Annotated in this window: 21 protein-coding genes; 14 read left to right on the forward strand and 7 right to left on the reverse strand. The window is 49.8% G+C overall.

Annotated elements, in window-relative coordinates:
- Positions 1-81: 81 nt before the first annotated feature.
- From ACLBLI_RS03745 to ACLBLI_RS03770, 6 genes are read right to left on the reverse strand one after another with little or no spacing between them, the layout of a single operon-like run.
- The gene (locus ACLBLI_RS03745) at positions 82-897 is read right to left on the reverse strand and encodes a symmetrical bis(5'-nucleosyl)-tetraphosphatase (protein WP_414829822.1); all 816 of its coding nucleotides are present in this window, start codon (positions 895-897) and stop codon (positions 82-84) included.
- Between the two features lie 13 nt (positions 898-910).
- Positions 911-1,285: a Co2+/Mg2+ efflux protein ApaG gene (gene apaG, locus ACLBLI_RS03750; protein WP_414829823.1), complete on the reverse strand. Its 375-nt coding sequence runs from the start codon at positions 1,283-1,285 to the stop codon at positions 911-913.
- 2 nt (positions 1,286-1,287) lie between these two features.
- Positions 1,288-2,112: a 16S rRNA (adenine(1518)-N(6)/adenine(1519)-N(6))-dimethyltransferase RsmA gene (rsmA, locus tag ACLBLI_RS03755; protein WP_414829824.1), complete on the reverse strand. Its 825-nt coding sequence runs from the start codon at positions 2,110-2,112 to the stop codon at positions 1,288-1,290.
- The gene (gene pdxA, locus ACLBLI_RS03760) at positions 2,109-3,092 is read right to left on the reverse strand and encodes a 4-hydroxythreonine-4-phosphate dehydrogenase PdxA (RefSeq protein WP_414829825.1); all 984 of its coding nucleotides are present in this window, start codon (positions 3,090-3,092) and stop codon (positions 2,109-2,111) included. The genes rsmA and pdxA overlap by 4 nt, the downstream gene beginning before the upstream one ends.
- A gap of 19 nt (positions 3,093-3,111) precedes the next feature.
- The gene (gene surA, locus ACLBLI_RS03765) at positions 3,112-4,392 is read right to left on the reverse strand and encodes a peptidylprolyl isomerase SurA (RefSeq protein WP_414829826.1); all 1,281 of its coding nucleotides are present in this window, start codon (positions 4,390-4,392) and stop codon (positions 3,112-3,114) included.
- A 60-nt stretch (positions 4,393-4,452) separates the two neighbouring features.
- On the reverse strand, positions 4,453-6,690 hold the full coding sequence (locus ACLBLI_RS03770; protein ID WP_414829827.1) for an LPS-assembly protein LptD: 2,238 nt from the start codon (positions 6,688-6,690) through the stop codon (positions 4,453-4,455).
- 380 nt (positions 6,691-7,070) lie between these two features.
- Between ACLBLI_RS03770 and djlA the strand changes: the two genes are divergently transcribed.
- The 11 genes from djlA (at position 7,071) to mazG (ending at position 18,133) form a co-directional block, all read left to right on the forward strand.
- On the forward strand, positions 7,071-7,928 hold the full coding sequence (gene djlA, locus ACLBLI_RS03775; RefSeq protein WP_414829828.1) for a co-chaperone DjlA: 858 nt from the start codon (positions 7,071-7,073) through the stop codon (positions 7,926-7,928).
- On the forward strand, positions 7,925-8,848 hold the full coding sequence (gene xerD, locus ACLBLI_RS03780; RefSeq protein ID WP_414829829.1) for a site-specific tyrosine recombinase XerD: 924 nt from the start codon (positions 7,925-7,927) through the stop codon (positions 8,846-8,848). The genes djlA and xerD overlap by 4 nt, the downstream gene beginning before the upstream one ends.
- Positions 8,849-8,983: 135 nt before the next feature.
- On the forward strand, positions 8,984-9,697 hold the full coding sequence (gene dsbC, locus ACLBLI_RS03785) for a bifunctional protein-disulfide isomerase/oxidoreductase DsbC (protein ID WP_414829830.1): 714 nt from the start codon (positions 8,984-8,986) through the stop codon (positions 9,695-9,697).
- Between the two features lie 97 nt (positions 9,698-9,794).
- Positions 9,795-11,522 (forward strand): single-stranded-DNA-specific exonuclease RecJ, encoded by a 1,728-nt coding sequence (gene recJ, locus ACLBLI_RS03790; RefSeq protein ID WP_414829831.1) that lies wholly within the window; start codon positions 9,795-9,797, stop codon positions 11,520-11,522.
- Entirely contained in the window at positions 11,512-11,787 is a 276-nt protein-coding gene (locus ACLBLI_RS03795; RefSeq protein ID WP_414829832.1) for a hypothetical protein, read from the forward strand. Before recJ ends, ACLBLI_RS03795 begins: the two co-directional genes overlap by 11 nt.
- Before the next feature lie 13 nt (positions 11,788-11,800).
- Entirely contained in the window at positions 11,801-12,517 is a 717-nt protein-coding gene (recO, locus tag ACLBLI_RS03800; protein ID WP_414829833.1) for a DNA repair protein RecO, read from the forward strand.
- 64 nt (positions 12,518-12,581) lie between these two features.
- Positions 12,582-13,322, forward strand: coding sequence for a pyridoxine 5'-phosphate synthase (pdxJ, locus tag ACLBLI_RS03805; RefSeq protein ID WP_414829834.1), 741 nt, complete (start codon positions 12,582-12,584; stop codon positions 13,320-13,322).
- 4 nt (positions 13,323-13,326) lie between these two features.
- On the forward strand, positions 13,327-13,710 hold the full coding sequence (gene acpS / locus ACLBLI_RS03810; protein WP_414829835.1) for a holo-ACP synthase: 384 nt from the start codon (positions 13,327-13,329) through the stop codon (positions 13,708-13,710).
- The gene (gene rlmD / locus ACLBLI_RS03815) at positions 13,710-15,086 is read left to right on the forward strand and encodes a 23S rRNA (uracil(1939)-C(5))-methyltransferase RlmD (RefSeq protein ID WP_414829836.1); all 1,377 of its coding nucleotides are present in this window, start codon (positions 13,710-13,712) and stop codon (positions 15,084-15,086) included. The genes acpS and rlmD overlap by 1 nt, the downstream gene beginning before the upstream one ends.
- A gap of 67 nt (positions 15,087-15,153) precedes the next feature.
- Positions 15,154-17,334 carry a GTP diphosphokinase gene (relA, locus tag ACLBLI_RS03820; RefSeq protein ID WP_414829837.1) on the forward strand — a complete coding sequence of 727 codons (2,181 nt, stop codon included), beginning with the start codon at positions 15,154-15,156 and terminating at the stop codon, positions 17,332-17,334.
- Positions 17,312-18,133 (forward strand): nucleoside triphosphate pyrophosphohydrolase, encoded by an 822-nt coding sequence (gene mazG / locus ACLBLI_RS03825; RefSeq protein WP_414829838.1) that lies wholly within the window; start codon positions 17,312-17,314, stop codon positions 18,131-18,133. Before relA ends, mazG begins: the two co-directional genes overlap by 23 nt.
- A gap of 60 nt (positions 18,134-18,193) precedes the next feature.
- On the opposite strand, the gene ACLBLI_RS03830 is transcribed toward mazG, so the two are convergent.
- A complete protein-coding gene (locus ACLBLI_RS03830; RefSeq protein WP_414829839.1) occupies positions 18,194-19,084 on the reverse strand; it encodes a hypothetical protein in 891 nt (296 codons plus the stop codon).
- Between the two features lie 263 nt (positions 19,085-19,347).
- Here ACLBLI_RS03830 and rplM point away from each other — a divergent pair, with 263 nt between their 5' ends.
- The 3 genes from rplM (at position 19,348) to petA (ending at position 21,302) form a co-directional block, all read left to right on the forward strand.
- Entirely contained in the window at positions 19,348-19,776 is a 429-nt protein-coding gene (rplM, locus tag ACLBLI_RS03835) for a 50S ribosomal protein L13 (protein ID WP_414829840.1), read from the forward strand.
- A gap of 12 nt (positions 19,777-19,788) precedes the next feature.
- Entirely contained in the window at positions 19,789-20,181 is a 393-nt protein-coding gene (gene rpsI / locus ACLBLI_RS03840; protein ID WP_218310184.1) for a 30S ribosomal protein S9, read from the forward strand.
- A gap of 488 nt (positions 20,182-20,669) precedes the next feature.
- The gene (gene petA, locus ACLBLI_RS03845; protein WP_414829841.1) at positions 20,670-21,302 is read left to right on the forward strand and encodes a ubiquinol-cytochrome c reductase iron-sulfur subunit; all 633 of its coding nucleotides are present in this window, start codon (positions 20,670-20,672) and stop codon (positions 21,300-21,302) included.
- Position 21,303: the final 1 nt, after the last annotated feature.

Here is a 21,303-nt window from a genome sequence, read left to right on the forward strand (position 1 = left end):
CGAAGCAGTTGCAATCACCTTCATCCGCTGTCATACAACATCGCGGTCAGGTTGAGAGACATTGGGATAAACCAGACTGTGTTAAGCGCTAACGCTGATGCGTTTACCCGATTCAAGATGAAGCGCTGTCATTGTCTGACCCCAGACATAACCGGTATCAAGTCCAATAAACTGATCGTTTCGGGTTTTCCCGTTTAACGCTGCCCAGTGACCGAACACCACTTTCTCGTCTTTCTGCAGCAAGTTATTTGGACACTGATACCAGGGGATCAGGTTAGAAGGTGAGTCCATTGGCGAACCTTTGGCATCAAATTCCAGAGACTGGTCGGCCTTTAAAAAACGCATTCGTGTGCAGGCATTAATTATAAAACGAGCACGATCATTTCCTTTCAGGCTCTCTTTCCAGCGTGTGGGCGAGTTGCCGTACATGTTTTTTAGCATGGCTACCCAGTCATCGCTTTTCAATGCCTGGCTGATTTCGTCACTTAACGACACCAGCTTAGACACTGACCATAGTGGATACAGTCCGGCATGAACCATCACATGCTTTTCATCAATTTGAGAAGCGAGCGGAAAATGACGAAGCCACTGAATGATATCCGGGAGCTCCGGAGAATTGAGCAGGTTGTCCATGCGATCACTTTTCTTCACTTTGCGGATCCCTTGTGTCACCGCCAGTAAGTGTAAGTCGTGATTGCCTAAAACAGCGTGGAACCGGTCACCGAGTCCCATCAGTAATTTAACCGTTGCCAGTGAATCTTCCCCTCTGGCAACCAGATCCCCAACGGCGAATAAGCGATCGGTAGCGGCAGTAAAGCCGACTTTGTCGAGAAGCGCATTGAGGCCGTCTGCACAGCCCTGAATGTCACCAACAATGTAGGTATTTCCGGTTGTCATCGGTCCTCAGATTTCAGTTTATGACGTTGGGTACGGCCAGACGAAAAACGTCAATTGGTGCTCGGAAAAGGCTGCCGTCTGACGCTTGCATTTCGTAATAGCCTTGCATATTACCCACCGGTGTATCAAGGATTGCGCCACTGGTGTACTGAAATTGCTCACCCGGTTTAATTACTGGTTGCTTGCCAACCACTCCGCTACCCTGAACCTCCGAGCTTTTGCCGTTGGCATCCGTGATATTCCAGTAGCGATTAATCAACTGCACCGTTTCATTGCTTTGGTTAATAATTGTAATCTGGTACGCAAACGCATACTGATTAGAATTTTCCGGTAAATGGTCCGGTAGATAGCGGGTCGATACCTGTATGACGATAGTGGGATCGTTCATCGCTATTCTGCCGGCCAGTCTTTCTCGGTGACGGCGTTGGCAATTGCTGCAAAGTCCGCCAGAGACAATACTTCTGCGCGAGCGGTAGGATCCAGGCCAAGCGCCACTATCTCGTTTTCATCCAGACAATCTTTTAGTGAATTGCGAATGGTTTTACGACGCTGATTAAATGCCTGCGCGCAGACTCTTTCCAGTGTAGTGACGGATTTCACCGCAACCGGAGGTGTGGCGTGAGGAACCAGTCTGACAACCGCGGAATCGACCTTCGGGGGCGGCTTAAACGCGCCGGGAGGAACATTCAGTACCGGCATTACCTGGCAATAATATTGCGCCATCACAGACAACCTGCCGTAGGCTTTTGAGCCTGGCCCCGCTGCAAGTCGTGTAACCACTTCTTTTTGCAGCATAAAGTGCATATCTTTGATGTCACCGGTAAAGTCGAACAGGTGAAACATCAGCGGCGTTGAAATATTGTAGGGCAGATTGCCAAATACACGCAGCGGCTCATCAGGTTGACTGGAGTTTGCCAGTACAGACGAAAAATCCAGCGTCAGTGCATCCTGTTCAATAATCGTCAGCTTGTCGCCATGAAAGGGATGATGACGTAAACGTTTGGCCAGATCTCTGTCCAGCTCAACGACAGTGAGCTGATTCACGCGTTCGCAAACCGGATCGGTAAGAGCCCCGAGTCCGGGACCAATTTCAACCAGATTCTCTCTGTTCTGCGGATTAATGGCAGAGACAATTTTATCAATGACATACTCGTCATGAAGGAAATTCTGGCCGAACCGCTTTCTGGCGGTGTGTCCTAAATGTGTTTTACTCATTGTTGATGATGCGCCAGTTCAATGGCTTTCTCTAATGCTTTTCTGAAACTTCCGGTGTCCGCCTGCCCGGTGCCGGCTAACTCCAGCGCGGTACCGTGATCGACAGAGGTGCGGATAAACGGCAGGCCAAGCGTGATATTTACCGCCGCACCAAACCCTTTGTATTTAAGTACGGGCAATCCCTGATCATGGTACATGGCCAGAACCACGTCGGCATCTTCCAGGTATTTTTTCTGGAATATCGTATCGGCGGGGAGCGGGCCTGTTATATGTAGCCCTTCATCGCGAAGCGCATCCAGTGCCGGACGTATGGTGTGGATCTCTTCAGTGCCAATATGGCCATCCTCTCCGGCGTGCGGGTTTAGACCACACACATAGATATGAGGTTGTTTAATGCCAAACTTCAGTTTCAGATCGGTGTGAATGATATGAATAACTTTGTGCAATCGTTCCCGGGTAATCGCTCTGGAAACATATTCAAGCGGGATGTGGGTGGTTGCGAGCGCAACATTCAGGCCTTCTGTAGATAACAGCATGACTACATCCATGGTATTGGACTGATGCGCAAAGAATTCGGTATGACCGCTAAATGAGACGCCAGACTTATTGATGATCCCTTTATGCACCGGACCGGTTACCACAGCGTCAAAGTTACCATCCATATTCGCCTGACAGGCCTGTCGCAGGGTTTCAACAACGTAGCGACCATTCTCACTGTTTAACTCGCCGGGCACTGTTGGCGTGGCGATATCGACCTGATGAATGTACAGACTGCCTGCTGGCAACAGTTCGTCATTGCCGGCTTCAAAAGGAACCAGGGTTAACGGCAGCCCAAGCTGATTCGCGCGAGCTTCCATCATGGCCTTATCGGCAAACACCACCAGTTGCGCATCCCATTGCTCCTGCGCTAGCTGGATAATGAGATCAGGGCCTATACCAGCGGGTTCGCCGGGCGTTACCGCAAGTTTAATTGCTGTCATGAACGTGTCGGGTACCTTGTTAGTCTAAGACTTCGATATACGCAGCGTCACGCATTTCACGCAGCCAGGTTTCGGATTCTTCAGCAAACTTCCGGTTAAAGATAAGTTGATGTGCTTTTTCCTCTTTACGCTTATCAGTAGCGTCATCAAAGCGACGGTCAATAAGCTGCATTAAGTGCCAACCGTGAACTGAACGTACCGGGTCACTGTATTCACCGGGTTCAAGTTGTGCCAGTGCATCACGGAATGCAGGCACATAGTTGTTCGGATCTGTCCAGCCAAGCTCACCACCGCGTAATGCTGACCCTGGATCTTCCGAATGTTCCTTCGCCAGTTCTGCAAAATCAGCCTCACCATCAATTAGCTGTTGTTTGAATGTGGACAGCATCTCTTTGGCTTTCTCTTCACTCAAAATAATTGAAGGTTTGATGAGAATGTGACGGGAGTTCACTTCTTCCACCGTTACCGTTTCAATACCGCGGGTATCCATAATCTTCAGAATATGGAAACCTGCACCACTGCGGATGGGACCAATTAATTCGTCTTTCGCTTTCCCCTGAACGGCTTCGGCGAAAAGGGTAGGCATGGAGTTGATGTTTAACCAGCCCATATCACCGCCTTCCAACGCTTCTGAGCCTGACGATGATGCCAACGCAATTTTGGCAAAGTCGGAACCGGTATTCAGCAGCTCAAGGACTTTATCCGCGCGGTCGCGCGCATCTGCAACATCAGCATCGTTGGGCTCTGGCGGAAAGCCGATAAGAATATGGCCAAGGCGGTATTCCGCTTGCTCGGCACCTTGTTGTTCAATCAGCTTCACCAGCGTGTTGACTTCCTGTTCGGTGATGTACACGCGGCGGCGGACATTCGCCCGGCGCACTTCACCAATGATCATTTCTTCACGCACATCTTCGCGATAATCTTCATAAGCGATGCCGTCCAGACGCAGCTGACGGCGCAGGTCTTCAAGGCTAGCTCCCTGATTCGCTGCAATATTAGAAATGGTTTGTTCAAGTTGTGGATCGCTGATGCGGATACCCATACGCTCTGCCATCTGCATTTGCAGGCTTTTTACAATAAGCCGCTCAATCGCCTGTGTACGTAAAGCGCGATCGGAGGGCAGATCCTGACTGTTTTCTTCTGCATTGCGCTTTACTTCAGAAACCAGTGCCTGAATTTCGCTTTCCAGAATAACACCCTGGTCGACGATGACGGCAACCTTGTCCAGCATGACTTCCTGTGCGACGGAAGAGAAACTCAGTAGCGCACTTAAACACAATGCCCGAAATAAGAACTTCATAAACACTCTTTTTAATTGTTTGCATCATTGTGAGACGTCAGCATGACGACTACAAGTGGGTTAATTTAAACTATACGGCTGTCGATAGCCAAACATGCCGTCTTCCAGCATGCGTCGGTTTGAGCCTTTTGAGCCCATTCCCTTGAAAATAAACTGCATGGAAATGCCCGACTCGTAGTCGTCGTTCCCCTGCAGATTCCCTGCTTCGTAGCGATTGCTCAGATAGCGCTGTGCAACCACTCTGATGGCCCAGCAACAGGATTCATACTGAATACCGATATAGTTTTCAATACTCCTGTCGCGTTCAATATCGCGATAGGTTCTGCCCACCCAGTGCCAGTTTTTGGCAATAGGCCAGCTCGCAGACAGTCCGGCCTGGTCTATTGTTTCACCAGATAAATCACGAACGTAACGGTGTGTGAGCTGTATCAGGCTGTCGTTATCTCTGCGATATTCCAGCGCCACGCTGCTTCGCTCCACTTTGTCGGTGTCGGTAGTAATTTGTACATCAGTGTGAAAGTACCAGCGGTCACTCATGCGCCAATCAACTTCACCGGCCAGAGCTGAGCGATCGCCATCTTTGGTGGCGGCAATCAGCTGATTATCATCAAGGTAGAATATCTGACCCAGACTAATGACAAATTGTTCCCGGTTGGCGTTATCAATTATCCGGCTGGTAACGCCTATGGTAATTTCATTGTTGTCGCTGATCCTGTCTAACCCGGTAAATTCCTGACCGCGGAATAAGCCATCCACATCAGTCAGCAGAGGCGTTGAATCGTACATGCCAATATCGCTCTGATCTTCGTAAGAGGTATAAAGATACTGGAGTTTAGGTTCGAGAGTCATTGTCATGCCTTCAGCGAGCCAGGTGGTGTCGCGCTCGAAATAGAGGGCGGAAAACAGCCGAAACTGGCCCAGCGTGCGGTTCACTTCCTCTTCCAGTTCTGTGCCCTGGGTGTTGTCCTGACTATAGTACGTGTTCAGCACTGTGGCCTGTGCAGTGATTTCCCCCCACTGGCGCTGGTAGGGAATCGCGAGTGATGGTGCTACATGCCAGCGAAGGGCTGTAGGTGCGGTATCCAGCGAATTGTCAAAATACGCGAGCTCTGAGTCCAGCGTAAACTCCAGAAACTCTGCAAGCGGGGTAACATAATTGAGTTTTGCTTCCGGCAATGCGCGGTAAGTATTGGGATAATCGCCGATAACCACAAAATCTTTTAACTGAACGTCCATGGTGAGTTTAGGCGAATAGTAGCTGAGCCCGACAGTACGATATAAGTGCGTGTCTGCACGGTTATAAAAATCTGAGCCAAGGTCGACAATGTAGTTGTCATCGCTCATGCCGTTAACATCAACCCGCGTTTCCCAGTTATCCCCAAATGCACCATGATGCTCCAGGCGATAAAAATACCGGTCTTGGTTAGGCGTCAGTTCGCGGTCACTGGGTAAGTATTCCAGATTAATTTGTCCATAACTTTGCTCGGTCAGGTAGCGAAATTCCGTTTTAAGCTGAACCCCGCGCTTGGTCATCAGCCGTGGCGAGATGGTCATGTCATAGTTGGGGGCCATATTCCAGTAAAACGGCTGTTCGTAGTCTATCCCGGTTTGTCCAGAGCTGGTAATTTCAGGAAAAAGCAGCCCCGTCTGGCGCTGGTTGCTTACCGGAAAGGCAAAATAGGGGAGATAAAATACCGGTACGTCACCTACATAGAAACGGGTATGTTTCGCCTGGCCCCAGACAGTGCCCTTTTCGATACTGATCTCGCTGGCCTGAATACTCCAGTCTTCTTCCCCTAGTGGGCAGGTGGTAAAACTCACATCTTTTAATATCAGGCCTTCATTGGTGGCCAATACAATACTTTCTGCTGCGCCCCGGCCTGCCACTCCCGAAAGCTGGTAGCGGGTATTGGTCAATGCAAGGCGTTCATCTTCCTGACTCAGCGTTATCGAATCTGACTTAACCTGCAGCTGGGCGTCCTGATACATGACATCACCCTCGGCAAACATGTCTTTACCGTTCTCGTTTACCTGGGCCTGGTCGGCATGGATAGTGGCCGCGTCGGACGTAATATCGACATTGCCTGAAAACAGCGCAACCTTATTCTCAATAATTTCCGTGCGGTTCGCTTCGACTTTGACGTGCCCGCTTGGCATCAACTGCTGACTGGAAAATTGCACGGGCTCTACGCTGCAAAAAGAGGTTGCAGTATCAGTGGGTGTGTCTTGAACAGATTGCGCTATCGCGGCGTAGTTAGTGAAGGCCGCCAGAACAAGCAAAGCGCAGAGTTTTTTCATGCGTAGGTGAGTCGCCCGTGTTAATGCCCGCAGCCTGCTGCCTCCATTTGCGTACAAAAGGATAACAGACTGTGTGTCCCCGATGATGTCATTGAACCGCTAAGTGCATAAGCCTGCACCGCGTTAAAGCGACAATTCTAAGCACTTATGTCTGAATAACCAACCAGTAGTTCAAAAAAATCTGCGATTTTCGCTATGTCTTCTCTTTCGCAAAAGCATTGTTTATAGTGATTTTGCCCTCAGATTGTAGAATTGCTGCTGTTTGGCTTCGCCGTTATAGCACAACTTGCATAACTTTGAGATGTGTCGTCAGCGGATAACGTGCAGCGCGTTGTCCTGCAATGGCGTTCATGCTTCACATTGCGACAGGAGTACGCGGTATGGCGTTTTGGGGAAAGATCCTCGGTTTTATTTTTGGCTTTATGTTTTTCAAAATACCCGGCGCCATCCTTGGCCTGGTGGTCGGGCATTTTTTTGACAAAGCCTACAGTCAGGATTTTAACCAGTTAGGGGGATTTGGTCGCTTTTTTACCGATCAGGACAGTGTGAAGCAACAAGCTATTTTTTTTCACAGTTTGTTTTCCTCTTTAGGTCATCTCGCCAAGTCTGATGGTCAGGTTACTAACCGCGAGATTCAGGTGGCTACAAACCTGATGGACGAAATGCGTCTTACCGGTGATGCCAGACGCGAAGCTCAGGAAGCGTTCCGGGAAGGCAAGGCAAGAGACTTTCCGGTAGTGGAGACGCTCAAAGGGCTGTATGAAACCTGTCACGGTCGCCGCGATATTCTGCAGGTATTTCTGGAAATACTGATCCAGGCTGCCTTTGCCGACGGGCAGTTGTCGCAAGAAGAGTATAATGTTTTGGAAAAAGTGGCACAGCCGCTGGGGTTTCGCCGCCGCGATCTCGACTACCTGATTTCAATGTTTGAAGCCGAGTTACGCTTCCGGCAACGTAGCGGCGCAGCGGGAGCAGGCAGTGGACATCAGCGCCAGCGTCAGCAGCGCGCTTACTCGGATACGCAGACATTGTCCGATGCATACAAAATTCTTGGTGTATCGCAAAGTGACGATGAAAAAGTGATTAAACGCGCGTACCGCAAACGTATGGCAGAACATCATCCCGACAAGTTAGTGTCAAAAGGGTTGCCTCAGCAGGCAATGGAAATCGCCAAACAGAAGGCGCAGGATATTCAGTCTGCCTACGAACTGATAAAAGAAAAGCGCGGGTTTAAATGAGCATTACCCCGCGCAAAGAACCCTTGTCGGTCATGAATCAGAAGCATATTGATGCGTTTATCGACATGTTGTGGCTGGAAAAAGGGCTCAGCGAACATACCCAGCAAAGTTACCGTACAGACTTGTCTAAGCTTGCTCTGTTTTGCCAGCAGCAAGGCATGAGGGATATTTCTGCAGTGACCACCGAGATGGTGCAGGATTACCTTGTTCACCGCCATAGCGAGAAATTATCAGCCCGCAGTACCCAGCGAGCGATGAGTGCGATGCGCGCTTTCTATGTTTACCTGGTCAATCAGCATCAGCGGGTAGACAATCCCATAACTCCGTTGCGAAACCCGAAAATTCCGCAGTCGCTGCCATCATCGCTAAGTGAGAGACAGGTGGATGATCTGCTGAACGCGCCCGACATAGATGACCCTATCGAATATCGTGACCGCTGTATGCTGGAAGTATTGTATGCAACCGGCTTGCGGGTAAGCGAACTGATAGGTCTGCGGATGGATCAGGTTAGCACACAACAGGGCGTGGTGCGGGTGACTGGAAAGGGAAACAAAGACAGGTTGGTTCCCCTTGGGGAAGACGCCGTCGACTGGATTGAAAAATACGCCAAAGAGGCGCGGCCAGCGTTGACCAGACATCCGACAGACTTACTGTTTGTGAGTAAGCGCGGCAGCCAGATGACGCGTCAGACATTCTGGCACCGGATTAAGGCGTATGCATTGCGTGCGGGAATTGAGCAGCATTTGTCTCCCCATACACTTCGCCATGCCTTCGCCACACACTTGTTGAACCATGGCGCGGATTTGCGTGTCGTACAGATGTTATTGGGCCATAGCGACTTATCGACCACACAAATTTATACCCATGTCGCCACCGAGCGATTGCAGAATCTGATTCACTCGCATCACCCCCGGGGATAGCGATGAACGCCATCAGGGTATGGATAAGCATCCCTGTATCAAACGAGCTGGTGTGGTACGATTTATTTATTACGCAGAAAGAAAACTGCATTGAACAGGGTCTTTTACTCTGCAAACTATCTTCAGGAGTGGTAAGTGAAGTTATTTAAACGAGCAATCATGCTGGCGACTGTACTGTTAAGCAGCAACGGGATCGCAGCTGAGCCGCAGGACGACGTGACTGCAAAAATTGAATCAAAACTGGGTTTTGATGTTATCGCTGTTGCCGATGCACCGGTAGAGGGGCTGTATCAGGTAACGACGAATAAGGGGCTGTTTTATATCAGTAAAGACGGTAAATATCTGGTGCAGGCGCGTATATACAATATGGACGCGGGCATGCGCAATGAAACCGAAGTGGCATTGTCATCACTCAGATTAGACGGCATCAGCGCATTTGATGACTCGGCTATTGAATTTACCGCAGAAAATGAGAAGCACACGATCACCGTGTTTACCGATATCACCTGCGGTTACTGCCGTAAACTTCATCGTGAAATTGAGACCTTTAATGATTTGGGGATCACCGTACGGTATCTCGCTTTCCCGCGCTCCGGACTGAATAGCCAGGGGTTTAAAGATATGGTGTCAGTGTGGTGTGCTGAAGATCAGCAACAAGCCATGACGGATGCCAAAGCGGGCGAAAATGTGAAAGCGCAGACGTGCAAAAACAAAGTGGCACAACAATACGAATTTGGTCAGCAAATTGGCGTGAACGGTACCCCGAATATTATTTTGCCTGATGGCTCTTTGATCCCGGGCTACCAGCCGGCTGAAGCTATTGCTCAGGTGCTGAATCGCCAGGGTTAACAGCGTAAATCCTCACGCTGCGCGCCACGCGCAGCGTTTTACCTTCCCGTTTTTCACCGGTATCATACCGGCATTGTTGTCTTCAGCGCTGTAGAGTATGCCGTTACCGATTATTCGACGCAAAGTTAGCGGAGAGCCGCTATCTTCCGACCTTCACCCTGTTATTGAGCGTATATACCGCGCGCGGTCAGTGGCGTCTATCGACGATATCGATACCGGAGCGCGTGGTCTTGTGCATTATCAAAAGCTAAAAGGGATCACATCAGCGGCTTCCTTACTGGCCGACGCCGTTTATGAGCAAACGCCAGTTGTCATCGTTGGCGATTTTGATGCTGACGGTGCAACCAGTACTGCGGTTTGTATGCTCTCTTTACGCCAGATGGGGTTGAGCACCGTTGACTACCTGGTTCCCAACCGCTTTGACTTTGGTTACGGCCTGAGTAAGCCCATTGTGGATATGGCGCATCAACAAGGTGCAAAGGTAATTGTCACGGTAGATAACGGTATATCCTGTCTTGAAGGCGTGGCGCATGCAAAATCGTTGGGTATGCAGGTTATTGTTACCGATCATCACTTGCCTGGTGAGGTATTACCTGATGCTGATGCGATAGTGAACCCTAACCAACCAGGTTGTGATTTTCCTTCGAAATCGCTTGCCGGTGTCGGTGTCGCGTTTTATCTGATGCTGGCTTGCCGTGCAGAATTACAGCAGCGAGACTGGTTTACTGCACAAGGTATTGGTGTCCCTAATCTGGCGGATTTACTGGATATCGTTGCAGTAGGAACCGTAGCTGATGTGGTTTCGCTGGACAAAAACAACCGTATATTGGTGCATCAGGGGCTGCAGCGGATCCGCAGTGGCAAATGCCGCCCTGGTATCAAAGCCATTATTGAAGTTGCCAACCGCCAACTGGCTTATTTAAGCGCGTCAGATTTAGGGTTTGTAGTAGGGCCGAGGTTGAATGCTGCTGGCAGGCTTGATGACATGGCAATGGGAATAGCCTGTCTGCTGGAAGACGACACTATGCAGGCGAGATTGATGGCGGCCGAACTGGATAGCCTGAATCAGCAGCGTCGTGAAATAGAAACCGGTATGCGCGAAGAAGCAATGCAGGTAGTTGCCTCGCTGACGCTGGATACCGATGTCGTGCCCCCGGCGCTGGTGTTGTATAAGGATAATTTCCATCAGGGTGTCATTGGGATTGTGGCAGGGCGCATAAAAGAGCAATACAATCGTCCGGTAATTGCCTTTGCGCACCAGGACGATGAAGTGATTAAAGGTTCAGCGCGATCGATTTCCGGCATTCATATACGCGATGTGCTGGATGAGGTGAATACCAGCCATCCGGGGTTGATTGAAAAATTCGGCGGCCATGCCATGGCAGCGGGATTGAGCTTGCCACTGGCAAATCTTGATGACTTTACCCAGGCCTTCACCCGGATTTGCGAAAAGCATTTAGAGAGGCGGGATGACACCGATGCCATCTGGTCTGACGGTGAGTTAACGCCACAAGAACTGGATTTGTCCTTCGCGCACATGCTGCGCCAGTCCGGCCCGTTTGGACAGGGCTTTGAAGCGCCGGTATTTGACGGGATTTTTGAGTTGGTGCAACAACGTATTGTGGGTGAGAAACACCTGAAAGTGACTTTCCGGTTGCCTGGGGGAGGAGAAATTGACGGCATCGCGTTTAACGTCGATACGACGCAGTGGCCCGCTCATGATGTCAGACACGTGAAAGTGGCATATCAGCTGGACGTCAATGTATTCAGAGGCAGAGAATCTGTGCAGATGCTGGTGGAGCAAATTCTTCCCCATGAACACTGATCCGGATAAATTACTGGCAAAACACGGCGCACTGACCCAAACCAGCAATGCAAAAGTGGTTAGCCACGTGCAGCGGGATGAAGATGACTGGGTGCGCCACACGGTTATGCTGGACGGGTATGATGTGCCCTTTGTTTTTCGTCGCAAAAAAGCGTACCGAAGTCTGGTTGGTGCACGAGTTAATCTCACTTATTATCGTCAGACAGAATCGGTAGCGGGCATCGATTTCGAATCTATGAAAGTTGTCAGAATAAAACGCGCCTGAAACGGAACCTCACATGAAAGCCGCCAGTTGGCAACATACCTATGTTTTGCATCGCCGACCGTATCGCGAAACCAGTTACCTGATTGATCTTTTTACCCGCGAATCCGGGAAAATGTCGGTGGTGGCAAAAGGCGTTCGCAACAGTAAAGGTGACAAAAAAAGCCTGCTACAACCTTTTCAGCAAATCCGCATTCAGGTTTCCGGAAAGTCTGAACTTAAAAATCTGACCCAGACGGAATCTTTTCTCGCAGCGGTACCGCTTGCTGGTCAGGCACTTTTTTGTGGTATGTATGTCAATGAACTGCTGAATCGTGTTATGCCTGTTGGGCTTGCCAGTGACAGCCTGTTTGCTACCTATACCGAAACGTTATCGCAGCTCGCATCGGGTGACGATATTGAGTTGCCATTGCGGCAATTCGAATTCGCTATTCTGGATGAAATGGGACAGTTGGGTGAATTTACGCAATGTGGTAATGACGGTGAACCGGTAGCAGCCGAAGGCATGTATGGATGGGGGCAGGAGGAAGGAATTGTGCCGGTCAAGCCTGGCCCGGCAGCCCGCGGTATTCCCGGTTTCGCGCTACTGTCGCTGGCGGCAGGAGAGTGGACTCCGGCAGCGAAAAAGGCGGCAAAAATCATTAACCGTGAAGCGCTCAAACCCCTGCTGGGAAGTAAACCACTGAAAAGCCGCGAACTCTTTATGCCCAAACACTCGGTAGCGAAGCCATAATTCACCGCTGCCGGCAGAAAATTTGATAAACTTACTCACATCATAATTCAGAGCGACTAGACGAATGACGACGATCTTCTTAGGTGTAAATATCGATCACATTGCGACGCTACGAAACGCCCGTGGCACAAATTATCCGGATCCGGTGCATGCTGCGGATATTGCTGAGCGTGCCGGCGCTGACGGCATTACCGTGCACCTGCGGGAAGACCGCAGGCACATTATAGACCGTGACGTTAAGTTACTCGCGCAAACGATCAATACACGCCTCAATCTGGAAATGGCGGTTACCGAGGAGATGCTGGCGATTGCTGAAGAGGTTCGTCCCGCGTTTTGTTGTCTGGTGCCGGAGAAGCGCGAGGAGCTGACGACGGAAGGTGGACTTGACGTAGCAGGTAATCAGGCGGCAATTAAAGATGCCTGCACCCGATTAGCAGCTGCCGGCATTCAGGTATCATTATTCATTGACGCTGATGAACAGCAGATTGATGCGGCGATTGCCTGTGGTGCGCCATACATTGAAATTCATACCGGCCAGTACGCCGAGGCTACCACTGAAGCTGAGCAGGACCGCGAGTTGGAAAAGCTGGTGCAAGGCATTGAATATGCGCATAACGCAGGGCTTAAAGTGAACGCAGGTCACGGTCTGCATTACCACAACGTAAAGCCTATCGCCGCTATTCCGCAACTGATTGAGCTGAATATTGGTCACGCTATTATCGCAAGAGCCGCATTTGATGGTCTTCATGCTGCCGTAGCAGATATGCGTCGGCTGATGCTGGAAGCGCGCGCAGAGAGTAAATAAGACCGTGGCTATTGCTGGAATTGGCACAGATATTATCGAGATCGCCCGATTGGAGAAAAACCTGTCGAGAACTCCACGCCTGGCTGATCGGGTGCTTACTCCCCAAGAGAAAGCCATTTTCGATGCGCATAATGAACCTGCGCGCTATCTGGCGAAGCGATTTGCAGCAAAAGAAGCAGCAGTGAAAGCGTTGGGTACAGGCATTGGTAACGGTGTAAGCTGGCAGCATATTTCGGTGTCTAATGACGAGTTTGGCGCGCCCCGGCTTACGTTTTCAGGGCACTTTGCAGCGCTGTGCGAACAGCGGGGGATTTGTCATAGCCACCTATCAATTTCTGATGAAATACATTACGCCGTAGCCACGGTGTTGCTGGAGACTGCCGGATAATGGTGAGTTTTTATAAGCCGGGAAAATCCGGCAAAGCTGGCACTAACAGACATACGTCGAATCAACATGTGAAGTCGCAAGATAGAGGCGGGCAACCTGCACAGTCGCGTTCGGTAACCATTGATAGCTGGGACTGGCAGGGCCTTGGCGTGTCTCGCCAGCATCCGGTGACTTTTGTTGATGGCGCATTACCGGGAGAAACCTGCGACGTTCGTATTGTTAAACAGCAAAAGAATGTGGCATACGCGACGGCCATTAAGGTCACAGAGCCCTCAGCATTGCGCCGCACACCGTTTTGCCCGATTGCTGATAAATGTGGTGGCTGTCAGTTACAGCACGTCCATGCAGACGAAGCGCTGGCGCTTCGAGAACAGGCGTTGGATAGCTTATGGAAGAAACAGTTAGGTCTGAACGATATCCCCTGGCAACCCGCATTGACCGGGAACCATCCGGCATATCGACGAAAAGCCAGACTGGCGGTAGATGCTAGAGACAGCAACGCTGTACGCATAGGCTTTCGTGAACGCCGGGGCAAGCAGGTAGTCGACGTTGAAAGCTGCCCGGTACTGGTGACAGCGCTGAATGATTTACTCCCCGAGTTACGCGATGTGCTGATGGGGCATGAGGGTATCAGGCATGTGGGTCATGTAAGCCTGTTGCGCGGAGATAATTGTAGTCAGGTAACAGTTAAAATTACCCGGCCAATAAGCCAGACGATGCGCGATGCGCTCACCGCCTTTGGTGAAAAGCTCAAGGTTAACGTGCAACTGGAAGGTAAAGATGGCAACTTTCAGATGCTACACGACGAAGCGCCTGTTACCTGCGAGACGGAACCAGGCCTTTATATTGCACCACAGGCGAACGATTTTGTTCAGGTGAACCGAGAGGTGAACCAGCAAATGATTTCTCAGGCTATGGCGTGGCTGGAACCTAAGCCGGAAGAGCGCATTGCTGACTGGTTTAGTGGATTAGGTAATTTCAGCTTATCGCTGGCGCGGCGGGGAGCACATGTACAGGCTGTTGAAGGTGTGTCAGAAATGGTGCAACGTGCACGTGCAAATGCTCGGAAACAGGGCGTAGAAAATATCGACTGGCTTCATCTGGACCTGACAAAACCGCATGTGATTAAGCAGGCGTTAAGTACAGGATTTGATAAGGTACTGCTGGATCCGTCTCGTGAAGGTGCACTTGAAGTGTGCGAGGCGTTAGCAGGCAGTAGAACGAAGAAAATTTTGTACGTTTCTTGCAATCCGAGCACATGGACACGCGATGCAAAAGTATTACTGGACTCGGGTTATAAGATGGATAAAGTTGGCGTACTTGAGATGTTCCCCTACACCAGACATCTTGAAGTAATGGCACTTTTCACACAATGACCGTAGCTGCTGGACCAGCGTAATACGCAGTATCTACCGGAAGTAAATGACGACGGGTTAATAAGGCATGGTATCAACAAGAAAAGTTCACGAGCCCGAGCGTCCGCCATTTGAACACTGGCTGGACAGCCTTTCATTATCTGACGAAACCAAGTCAAAACTGCAGAAAATAAGTGATACGCCGGAAAAGCTGCTGGTAGGGCAGGAGATGGTGGAGATCCTTCATCAGCTCAATATGGATGATGCTACTCTGCAGGCCGCACTGGTATTTCCTTACTGTGAACAACATGAGCTGACCGAAGAGCAAATGCTCAGCGAATTTGGCGATGAGATTTGTCAGCTAATTGTTGGGGTCAGGCGCATGGATGCCATAAAGGCACTGCACTCCCGCCGGGTTGATGCGAAATCCAATGCGGTTAGTGATGAGCAGCACATAGACAGTATTCGGCGCATGCTTCTGGCCATGGTAGAAGATGTGCGCGCGGTGGTCATTAAAATGGCTGAGCGCATTATTGCGCTGCAAAAAGTGAAAAAGGCCGATGAAGAAACCCGGGTTATGGTGGCAAGAGAATGTGCCACGGTTTATGCGCCGCTGGCTAACCGACTGGGTATCGGGCAGTTAAAGTGGGAGCTGGAAGATCTTGCCTTTCGTTATCTGCATCCGGAGACGTATAAAAGTATCGCCCAACAGCTCGATGGCAAGCGCAGAGAACGCGCTGAATATATTGAAAATGTAGTCAACGACCTGCAATCGTTGCTCGATAACGAGCATATCAAGGCAGAGGTTTACGGCCGACCTAAGCACATTTACAGTATCTGGAAGAAGATGCAGAAAAAGCATCTTACCTTTGAACAGTTGTTCGATATCCGTGCTGTACGTATTATCGCCGAGCGCCTGCAGGATTGTTACGCTGCGCTGGGTACAGTTCACGCTCACTTCAAGCACATTCCAAAAGAGTTCGATGATTATATCGCGACGCCAAAGGCGAATGGCTATCAGTCTATTCACACGGTGATTGTCGGGCCGGAGGGCAAGCCGGTAGAAATTCAAATCCGCACGAATAAAATGCATCAGGATGCGGAGTTGGGCGTGGCTGCACACTGGAAATATAAAGAAGGGTCTGCCGGAAAAAGCTCAGGTTATGACGAGCGCATTAACTGGTTGCGCCGCATCCTGCAATGGCAGGAAGAGGTGGCTGAATCTGGCGACCTTGTTGAAGAACTGCGTAGTCAGGTATTCGATGACAGGGTGTACGTCTTCACACCTAAAGGCGATGTCGTTGACTTGCCGCAGGGCGCCACGCCACTGGATTTTGCCTACTACATCCACAGCAATGTGGGGCATCGCTGTATTGGCGCAAAAGTGAATGGACGTATCGTGCCATTTACTTATCAGCTGCAAAGCGGGGATCAGGTTGAAATCCACACCGGCAAGGAGCTCAATCCCAGCCGAGACTGGATGCATCCTGGGCTTGGATATGTCCATTCTTCGCGCGCCCGCGCCACCATTCATTCTTTTTTCAAAAAGCAGGACCGGGAGAAAAACCTGGGGGCCGGGAAAGAGTTGCTTGAGCGCGAACTGACACGTGCGCATCTGCCGCTTAAATCCGCTGCCGATGCAGTGGAGCGGTTTAATCAACACTCTGTGGATGACCTGTTCACTGCCATTGGTGCCGGTGACGTGCGTGTAATGCAGGTCATTAACTATCTGGTGCAATTGCAGGAGCCGGTGCAGGATGAGCCGGAAATAAGTCCGAAAGTAAAAACACGGAAAAAAGCGGGGTCAAAGGGGAAAAGTGACACCGTCGTCGTACAGGGGGTCGGTCACCTCATGAGCCAGCTTGCTAATTGCTGTAAGCCGGTACCTGGCGAGCCGATTATGGGCTACATCACACAAGGCCGGGGCGTAAGCGTGCACAAAGAAAGTTGTGAACAGCTACAGCACTTACTTTCCCAGCACCCCGAGCGACAAATAGAAGTTAACTGGTCTGATGAACTGAATGTGGGGTTTGAAGCGGCGGTGGACATATTCTGCACCGACAGAACCGGTATTTTACGCGACATTACAACGGTGCTGGCGAATGAAAACGTCGCGCTGCTGGGAGTTAATAGTTTAAGCGACAAATCCCGCCAGACAGCGATGATATCCATTTCGGTAGAAGTACCGGACCTGAATACCCTGTCTAAAGTGATGGCGCGGCTTCGCCAGCTCAAAGGAGTCGTGGATGCAAAACGAAAAAAACAGTGAATCAGAGGATCAGCTAGCCCGTTTAACGCGCATTATGGTGGCGCTTCGCGATCCGAAAACCGGTTGTCCGTGGGATGTGGCGCAAACCATGTCGAGTCTCACCCGCTATACCATAGAGGAAGCCTATGAAGTGGCCGATGCTATCGCAAAAGGCAACCCGGATGAGATTTGTGATGAATTAGGCGATTTGCTTTTTCAGGTGGTGTTTTATTCTCAGATAGCCGATGAAGACCATATCTTTGACTTACAGGATGTCGCCAGGGCAATTTGCGAAAAGCTGATCCGGCGTCATCCGCATGTGTTTGCCGGCGAGTCAGCGCCAGATGAGGCCGAGCTCAATGCTCAGTGGGAGGCGATTAAGGCGCAGGAAAAGCAGAGAAAAGACAGCCAATATCGTTACTTACTCGATGACGTGCCCAGCGGACTACCGGCATTGAAACTTGCTCACAAAATGCAAAAGCGCTGTGCCAGTGTCGGTTTTGACTGGCCAGATGTATTGCCTGTACTGGCCAAGGTCAGGGAAGAGATTGACGAAATTAATGCAGAGCTCATTGCAACAGAAAAAGATCAGGCAGCGATTGAAGAAGAAATTGGCGATGCGCTTTTTGCGATGGTTAACCTGGCCAGGCACTGTAAAGTGGATGCTGATGCCGCGCTCAGACAAGCCAGCCACAAATTTGCCAGGCGTTTTAATGCGGTAGAAACGCTGGCAAAAGAAAGAAAACAATCGCTTAGCACACTAAGCCTGCACGAGATGGAAAAGCTCTGGCTGGAAATAAAGCAGCAACAGTCCAGCTAGTTTCGGGACCAGGATAAGAATAGGATAGTGATGTCTAATTCGGGAACGGTTAAACGTGCACTAGGGGTTTTTTCGTAACGCTGATATCGCTTTCTCGGGGTTATCTAACCAGCGATGATAGTCCAGTGAATACGATAGGGTAGGGTTGCTGAGCTCATGGATTTTGCGTGCCGGATCCGCGGCCAACGCAACGGCTTTTCTGTGGTTTTCATGTTCTAAAAATATCTCACGTAACTCACCATTTTCGAGCATCCGAATTAATCCACGCCGGATGCGTGTTGCCAGCTCTGGTGTTAATGGCGAAACAAAAAAATACTCGTAGTTGGGATAACGCAATAAATGATGTTTTTCTAACTGTATATGGCGTTGTTGGTGGCGGGCCAAATCGTTGTGTACTTCAATAATATTTCGCGGAAAGATGTCGATCACGCCGCGCTCCACCATGGCGTACATGGATGTGAACCAGTCACTCCAATCGGTGCCGTGAACATCAAAGCCATTGGCGCGTAAAATGTCCAAATCTGGCCAGTCATTGCCTTGTACTGCCCTGAACTTCCGAATCTGTGCATCGGTTATAGACAGGGGGAAACTGGACTGTCTGCCTTGTTGAATAACAAACACCCGGTAACCGGCGAAACCCTGTAAAAGCGGGAACCTGACGGGGATCATGCGCTTTTCCCGTTCATCGGTGGTGACGGTCCACATGACGTCCGCATCGCCGTTTTCAAGCGTAAGTATTTGGCGCGCCTGAGGCATAGGCTGAGGATGGGGTACAACGCGATGTTCGCCATACTCAGGGGTAAGCGCAATGGCGCGCTCGAGCACTTTGGCGTGATAATAGCCGTAGGCTTTGCCCGGGAAAGCGCGCGTATAAACGATGTCGGCCTGGCCAGCAACGGCAGGACTAAAGAGCGTCAGTAGCAGGGAAAGTGTTGGCCAACATCGGTTCATAATACGTCGACACGCGATCGGTCTGATAAGTAAAAGGATAGCCTACGCTAATCAATTTGACAGCAACAGCAAATTTTCTGAAAAAAAAACGCTAAGGGGTTCGCTTTTTATGCAAATCCTGTATAATTCGCGCCCTGCCCAGTTACGCCCACCTTTGGGAAGGTGGAAGAATCAATGAACTCGAAGGGGTTCACGCATTGATTTTTAAGGTGATTTTCTGACGCAGAAAATCAGTAACGACGATATTTTTCGGGTGAATTTAAATGAAAACTTTTGTTGCTAAGCCAGAGACGGTAAAACGCGACTGGTACGTGGTTGACGCCACAGACAAAACATTAGGCCGTTTGGCTTCTGAAATTGCTATGCGCCTTCGTGGTAAGCATAAGCCAGAATATACTCCTCACGTTGACACCGGTGACTACATCATCGTTATCAACGCAGAGAAAGTGACAGTAACTGGTCGTAAAGCGCAGAACAAAATGTACTACGCGCACACTGGTTACCCAGGTGGTCTGAAAGAAACAAACTTTGAAAAGCTACTTGCTCACAAACCAGAAATGGTTATTGAGAAAGCAGTGAAAGGAATGCTGCCAAAAGGTCCTCTGGGCCGTGCAATGTTCCGTAAAATGAAAGTTTACGCTGGTGCAGAACATGCACACACAGCACAGCAACCACAAGTTTTGGACATCTAAGGAGCAACTGACATGGCAGATACTCAATACTACGGCACAGGCCGCCGCAAAAGTTCTACTGCTCGTGTGTTCCTGCGTCCAGGTACAGGTAGCATCACAGTAAACAAACGTGCTCTTGATGAGTACTTTGGTCGTGAAACCGAGTGCATGGTGGTTCGTCAACCACTGGAACTTGTAGAAATGACTGAAAAATTTGACGTTTACATCACCGTTGCCGGTGGTGGTTCAAACGGTCAGGCTGGCGCAATTCGCCACGGTCTTACTCGTGCTCTGATGGACTACGATGAAGCACTGCGTCCCGCTCTGCGTAAAGCAGGATTCGTTACACGTGACGCACGTCGCGTTGAACGTAAGAAAGTGGGTCTGCATAAAGCACGTAAACGTCCACAGTTCTCAAAGCGTTAATTTTTACGTTTTATTCAAAAACCCGGCTTATGCCGGGTTTTTTATTGCCTGTTAATAATCCTCTGCTTTGCCTAATGACGGTAAATCTGCATCCCACTTTCTTCTGAACAGCCCTGATTACAAATAATATTGGATTAGCATTAGTGTAAATGCTGTGTGAATAAGATGACAGAGCTTTAACCTTGCTGGTGGAAATTGCAACGAAAGTGGCATAAAAACGCTAACTGCTGGTGACTGCAAAGAATTCTGTATGGAAGCTAGCGAACTATTTCACCGTTTAATTCCAGTAAAACCTTGTATATTTAAGGGGTTTTCCCTTATCATTTCGGGTCGAAAATTATGACAAACTTTCGTGAATTCTCGAACGGACAAATATACTCCTACGAGCTAACTTCATGACAAGCCGATATGGCGTACTGACGGTTATCCTAATAATAATCATTCGATATTGTCAGTCACCATAATTATCCGAACCTGGAGAAATGTGGATGAGCAATGTATCTGTAGATGCAAAAGAGTCTGCACAAACTGACAACCAGCCCAAAGACAATACTCGTCGCCGCTTCCTCACGGTTGCGACATCAGTAGTTGGTGGCGTTGGTGTCGTTGGTGCTGCAGTGCCTTTTGTTGCGTCCTGGAATCCGAGCGCAAAAGCGAAAGCGGCCGGTGCTGACGTTGAAGTGGACATCAGTGCGATTGAGCCTGGTCAGCTAATTCGTGTAATGTGGCGAAGCAAACCTGTGTGGATTGTTCGTCGTACGCCGGAAATCCTGGGCGAGTTGGCTAAGCACGAAGATAAGCTGAAAGATCCCAATTCTGAAGCAGAACAGCAGCCAGCATTTGCACAGAACCAGTATCGCTCATTAAAAGAAGAGTATCTGATACTTGTCGGTATCTGTACTCACCTGGGTTGCTCTCCACAGCATCTCAAAGATGGTGCATTTGAAGAGATCGTTGAAGGGGTTCCTGACGGTTTCTTCTGTCCATGTCACGGCTCAAAGTTTGATATGGCAGGTCGCGTATTTCAAAACGTACCGGCTCCACTAAACCTGGTGGTGCCTCCTTATCAGTTCGTTGATGACAATACCGTTATCATCGGCTCAGAAGCGGAGGTTGCGTAAC

The sequence above is a fragment of the Alteromonas sp. H39 genome (assembly GCF_047556435.1).
GTDB lineage: Bacteria > Pseudomonadota > Gammaproteobacteria > Enterobacterales > Alteromonadaceae > Alteromonas.

Coding starts and splice junctions, on each gene's coding strand:
- ACLBLI_RS03795 (WP_414829832.1), top strand. CDS start 11,512: ATGAACACTGATCCGGATAAATTACTGGCAAAACACGGCGCACTGACC.
- ACLBLI_RS03770 (WP_414829827.1), bottom strand. CDS start 6,690: ATGAAAAAACTCTGCGCTTTGCTTGTTCTGGCGGCCTTCACTAACTAC.
- recO (WP_414829833.1), top strand. CDS start 11,801: ATGAAAGCCGCCAGTTGGCAACATACCTATGTTTTGCATCGCCGACCG.
- ACLBLI_RS03745 (WP_414829822.1), bottom strand. CDS start 897: ATGACAACCGGAAATACCTACATTGTTGGTGACATTCAGGGCTGTGCA.
- rplM (WP_414829840.1), top strand. CDS start 19,348: ATGAAAACTTTTGTTGCTAAGCCAGAGACGGTAAAACGCGACTGGTAC.
- rlmD (WP_414829836.1), top strand. CDS start 13,710: ATGGTGAGTTTTTATAAGCCGGGAAAATCCGGCAAAGCTGGCACTAAC.
- pdxA (WP_414829825.1), bottom strand. CDS start 3,092: ATGACAGCAATTAAACTTGCGGTAACGCCCGGCGAACCCGCTGGTATA.
- apaG (WP_414829823.1), bottom strand. CDS start 1,285: ATGAACGATCCCACTATCGTCATACAGGTATCGACCCGCTATCTACCG.
- pdxJ (WP_414829834.1), top strand. CDS start 12,582: ATGACGACGATCTTCTTAGGTGTAAATATCGATCACATTGCGACGCTA.
- ACLBLI_RS03830 (WP_414829839.1), bottom strand. CDS start 19,084: ATGAACCGATGTTGGCCAACACTTTCCCTGCTACTGACGCTCTTTAGT.
- mazG (WP_414829838.1), top strand. CDS start 17,312: ATGCAAAACGAAAAAAACAGTGAATCAGAGGATCAGCTAGCCCGTTTA.
- surA (WP_414829826.1), bottom strand. CDS start 4,392: ATGAAGTTCTTATTTCGGGCATTGTGTTTAAGTGCGCTACTGAGTTTC.
- relA (WP_414829837.1), top strand. CDS start 15,154: ATGGTATCAACAAGAAAAGTTCACGAGCCCGAGCGTCCGCCATTTGAA.
- rpsI (WP_218310184.1), top strand. CDS start 19,789: ATGGCAGATACTCAATACTACGGCACAGGCCGCCGCAAAAGTTCTACT.
- rsmA (WP_414829824.1), bottom strand. CDS start 2,112: ATGAGTAAAACACATTTAGGACACACCGCCAGAAAGCGGTTCGGCCAG.
- recJ (WP_414829831.1), top strand. CDS start 9,795: ATGCCGTTACCGATTATTCGACGCAAAGTTAGCGGAGAGCCGCTATCT.
- xerD (WP_414829829.1), top strand. CDS start 7,925: ATGAGCATTACCCCGCGCAAAGAACCCTTGTCGGTCATGAATCAGAAG.
- djlA (WP_414829828.1), top strand. CDS start 7,071: ATGGCGTTTTGGGGAAAGATCCTCGGTTTTATTTTTGGCTTTATGTTT.
- petA (WP_414829841.1), top strand. CDS start 20,670: ATGAGCAATGTATCTGTAGATGCAAAAGAGTCTGCACAAACTGACAAC.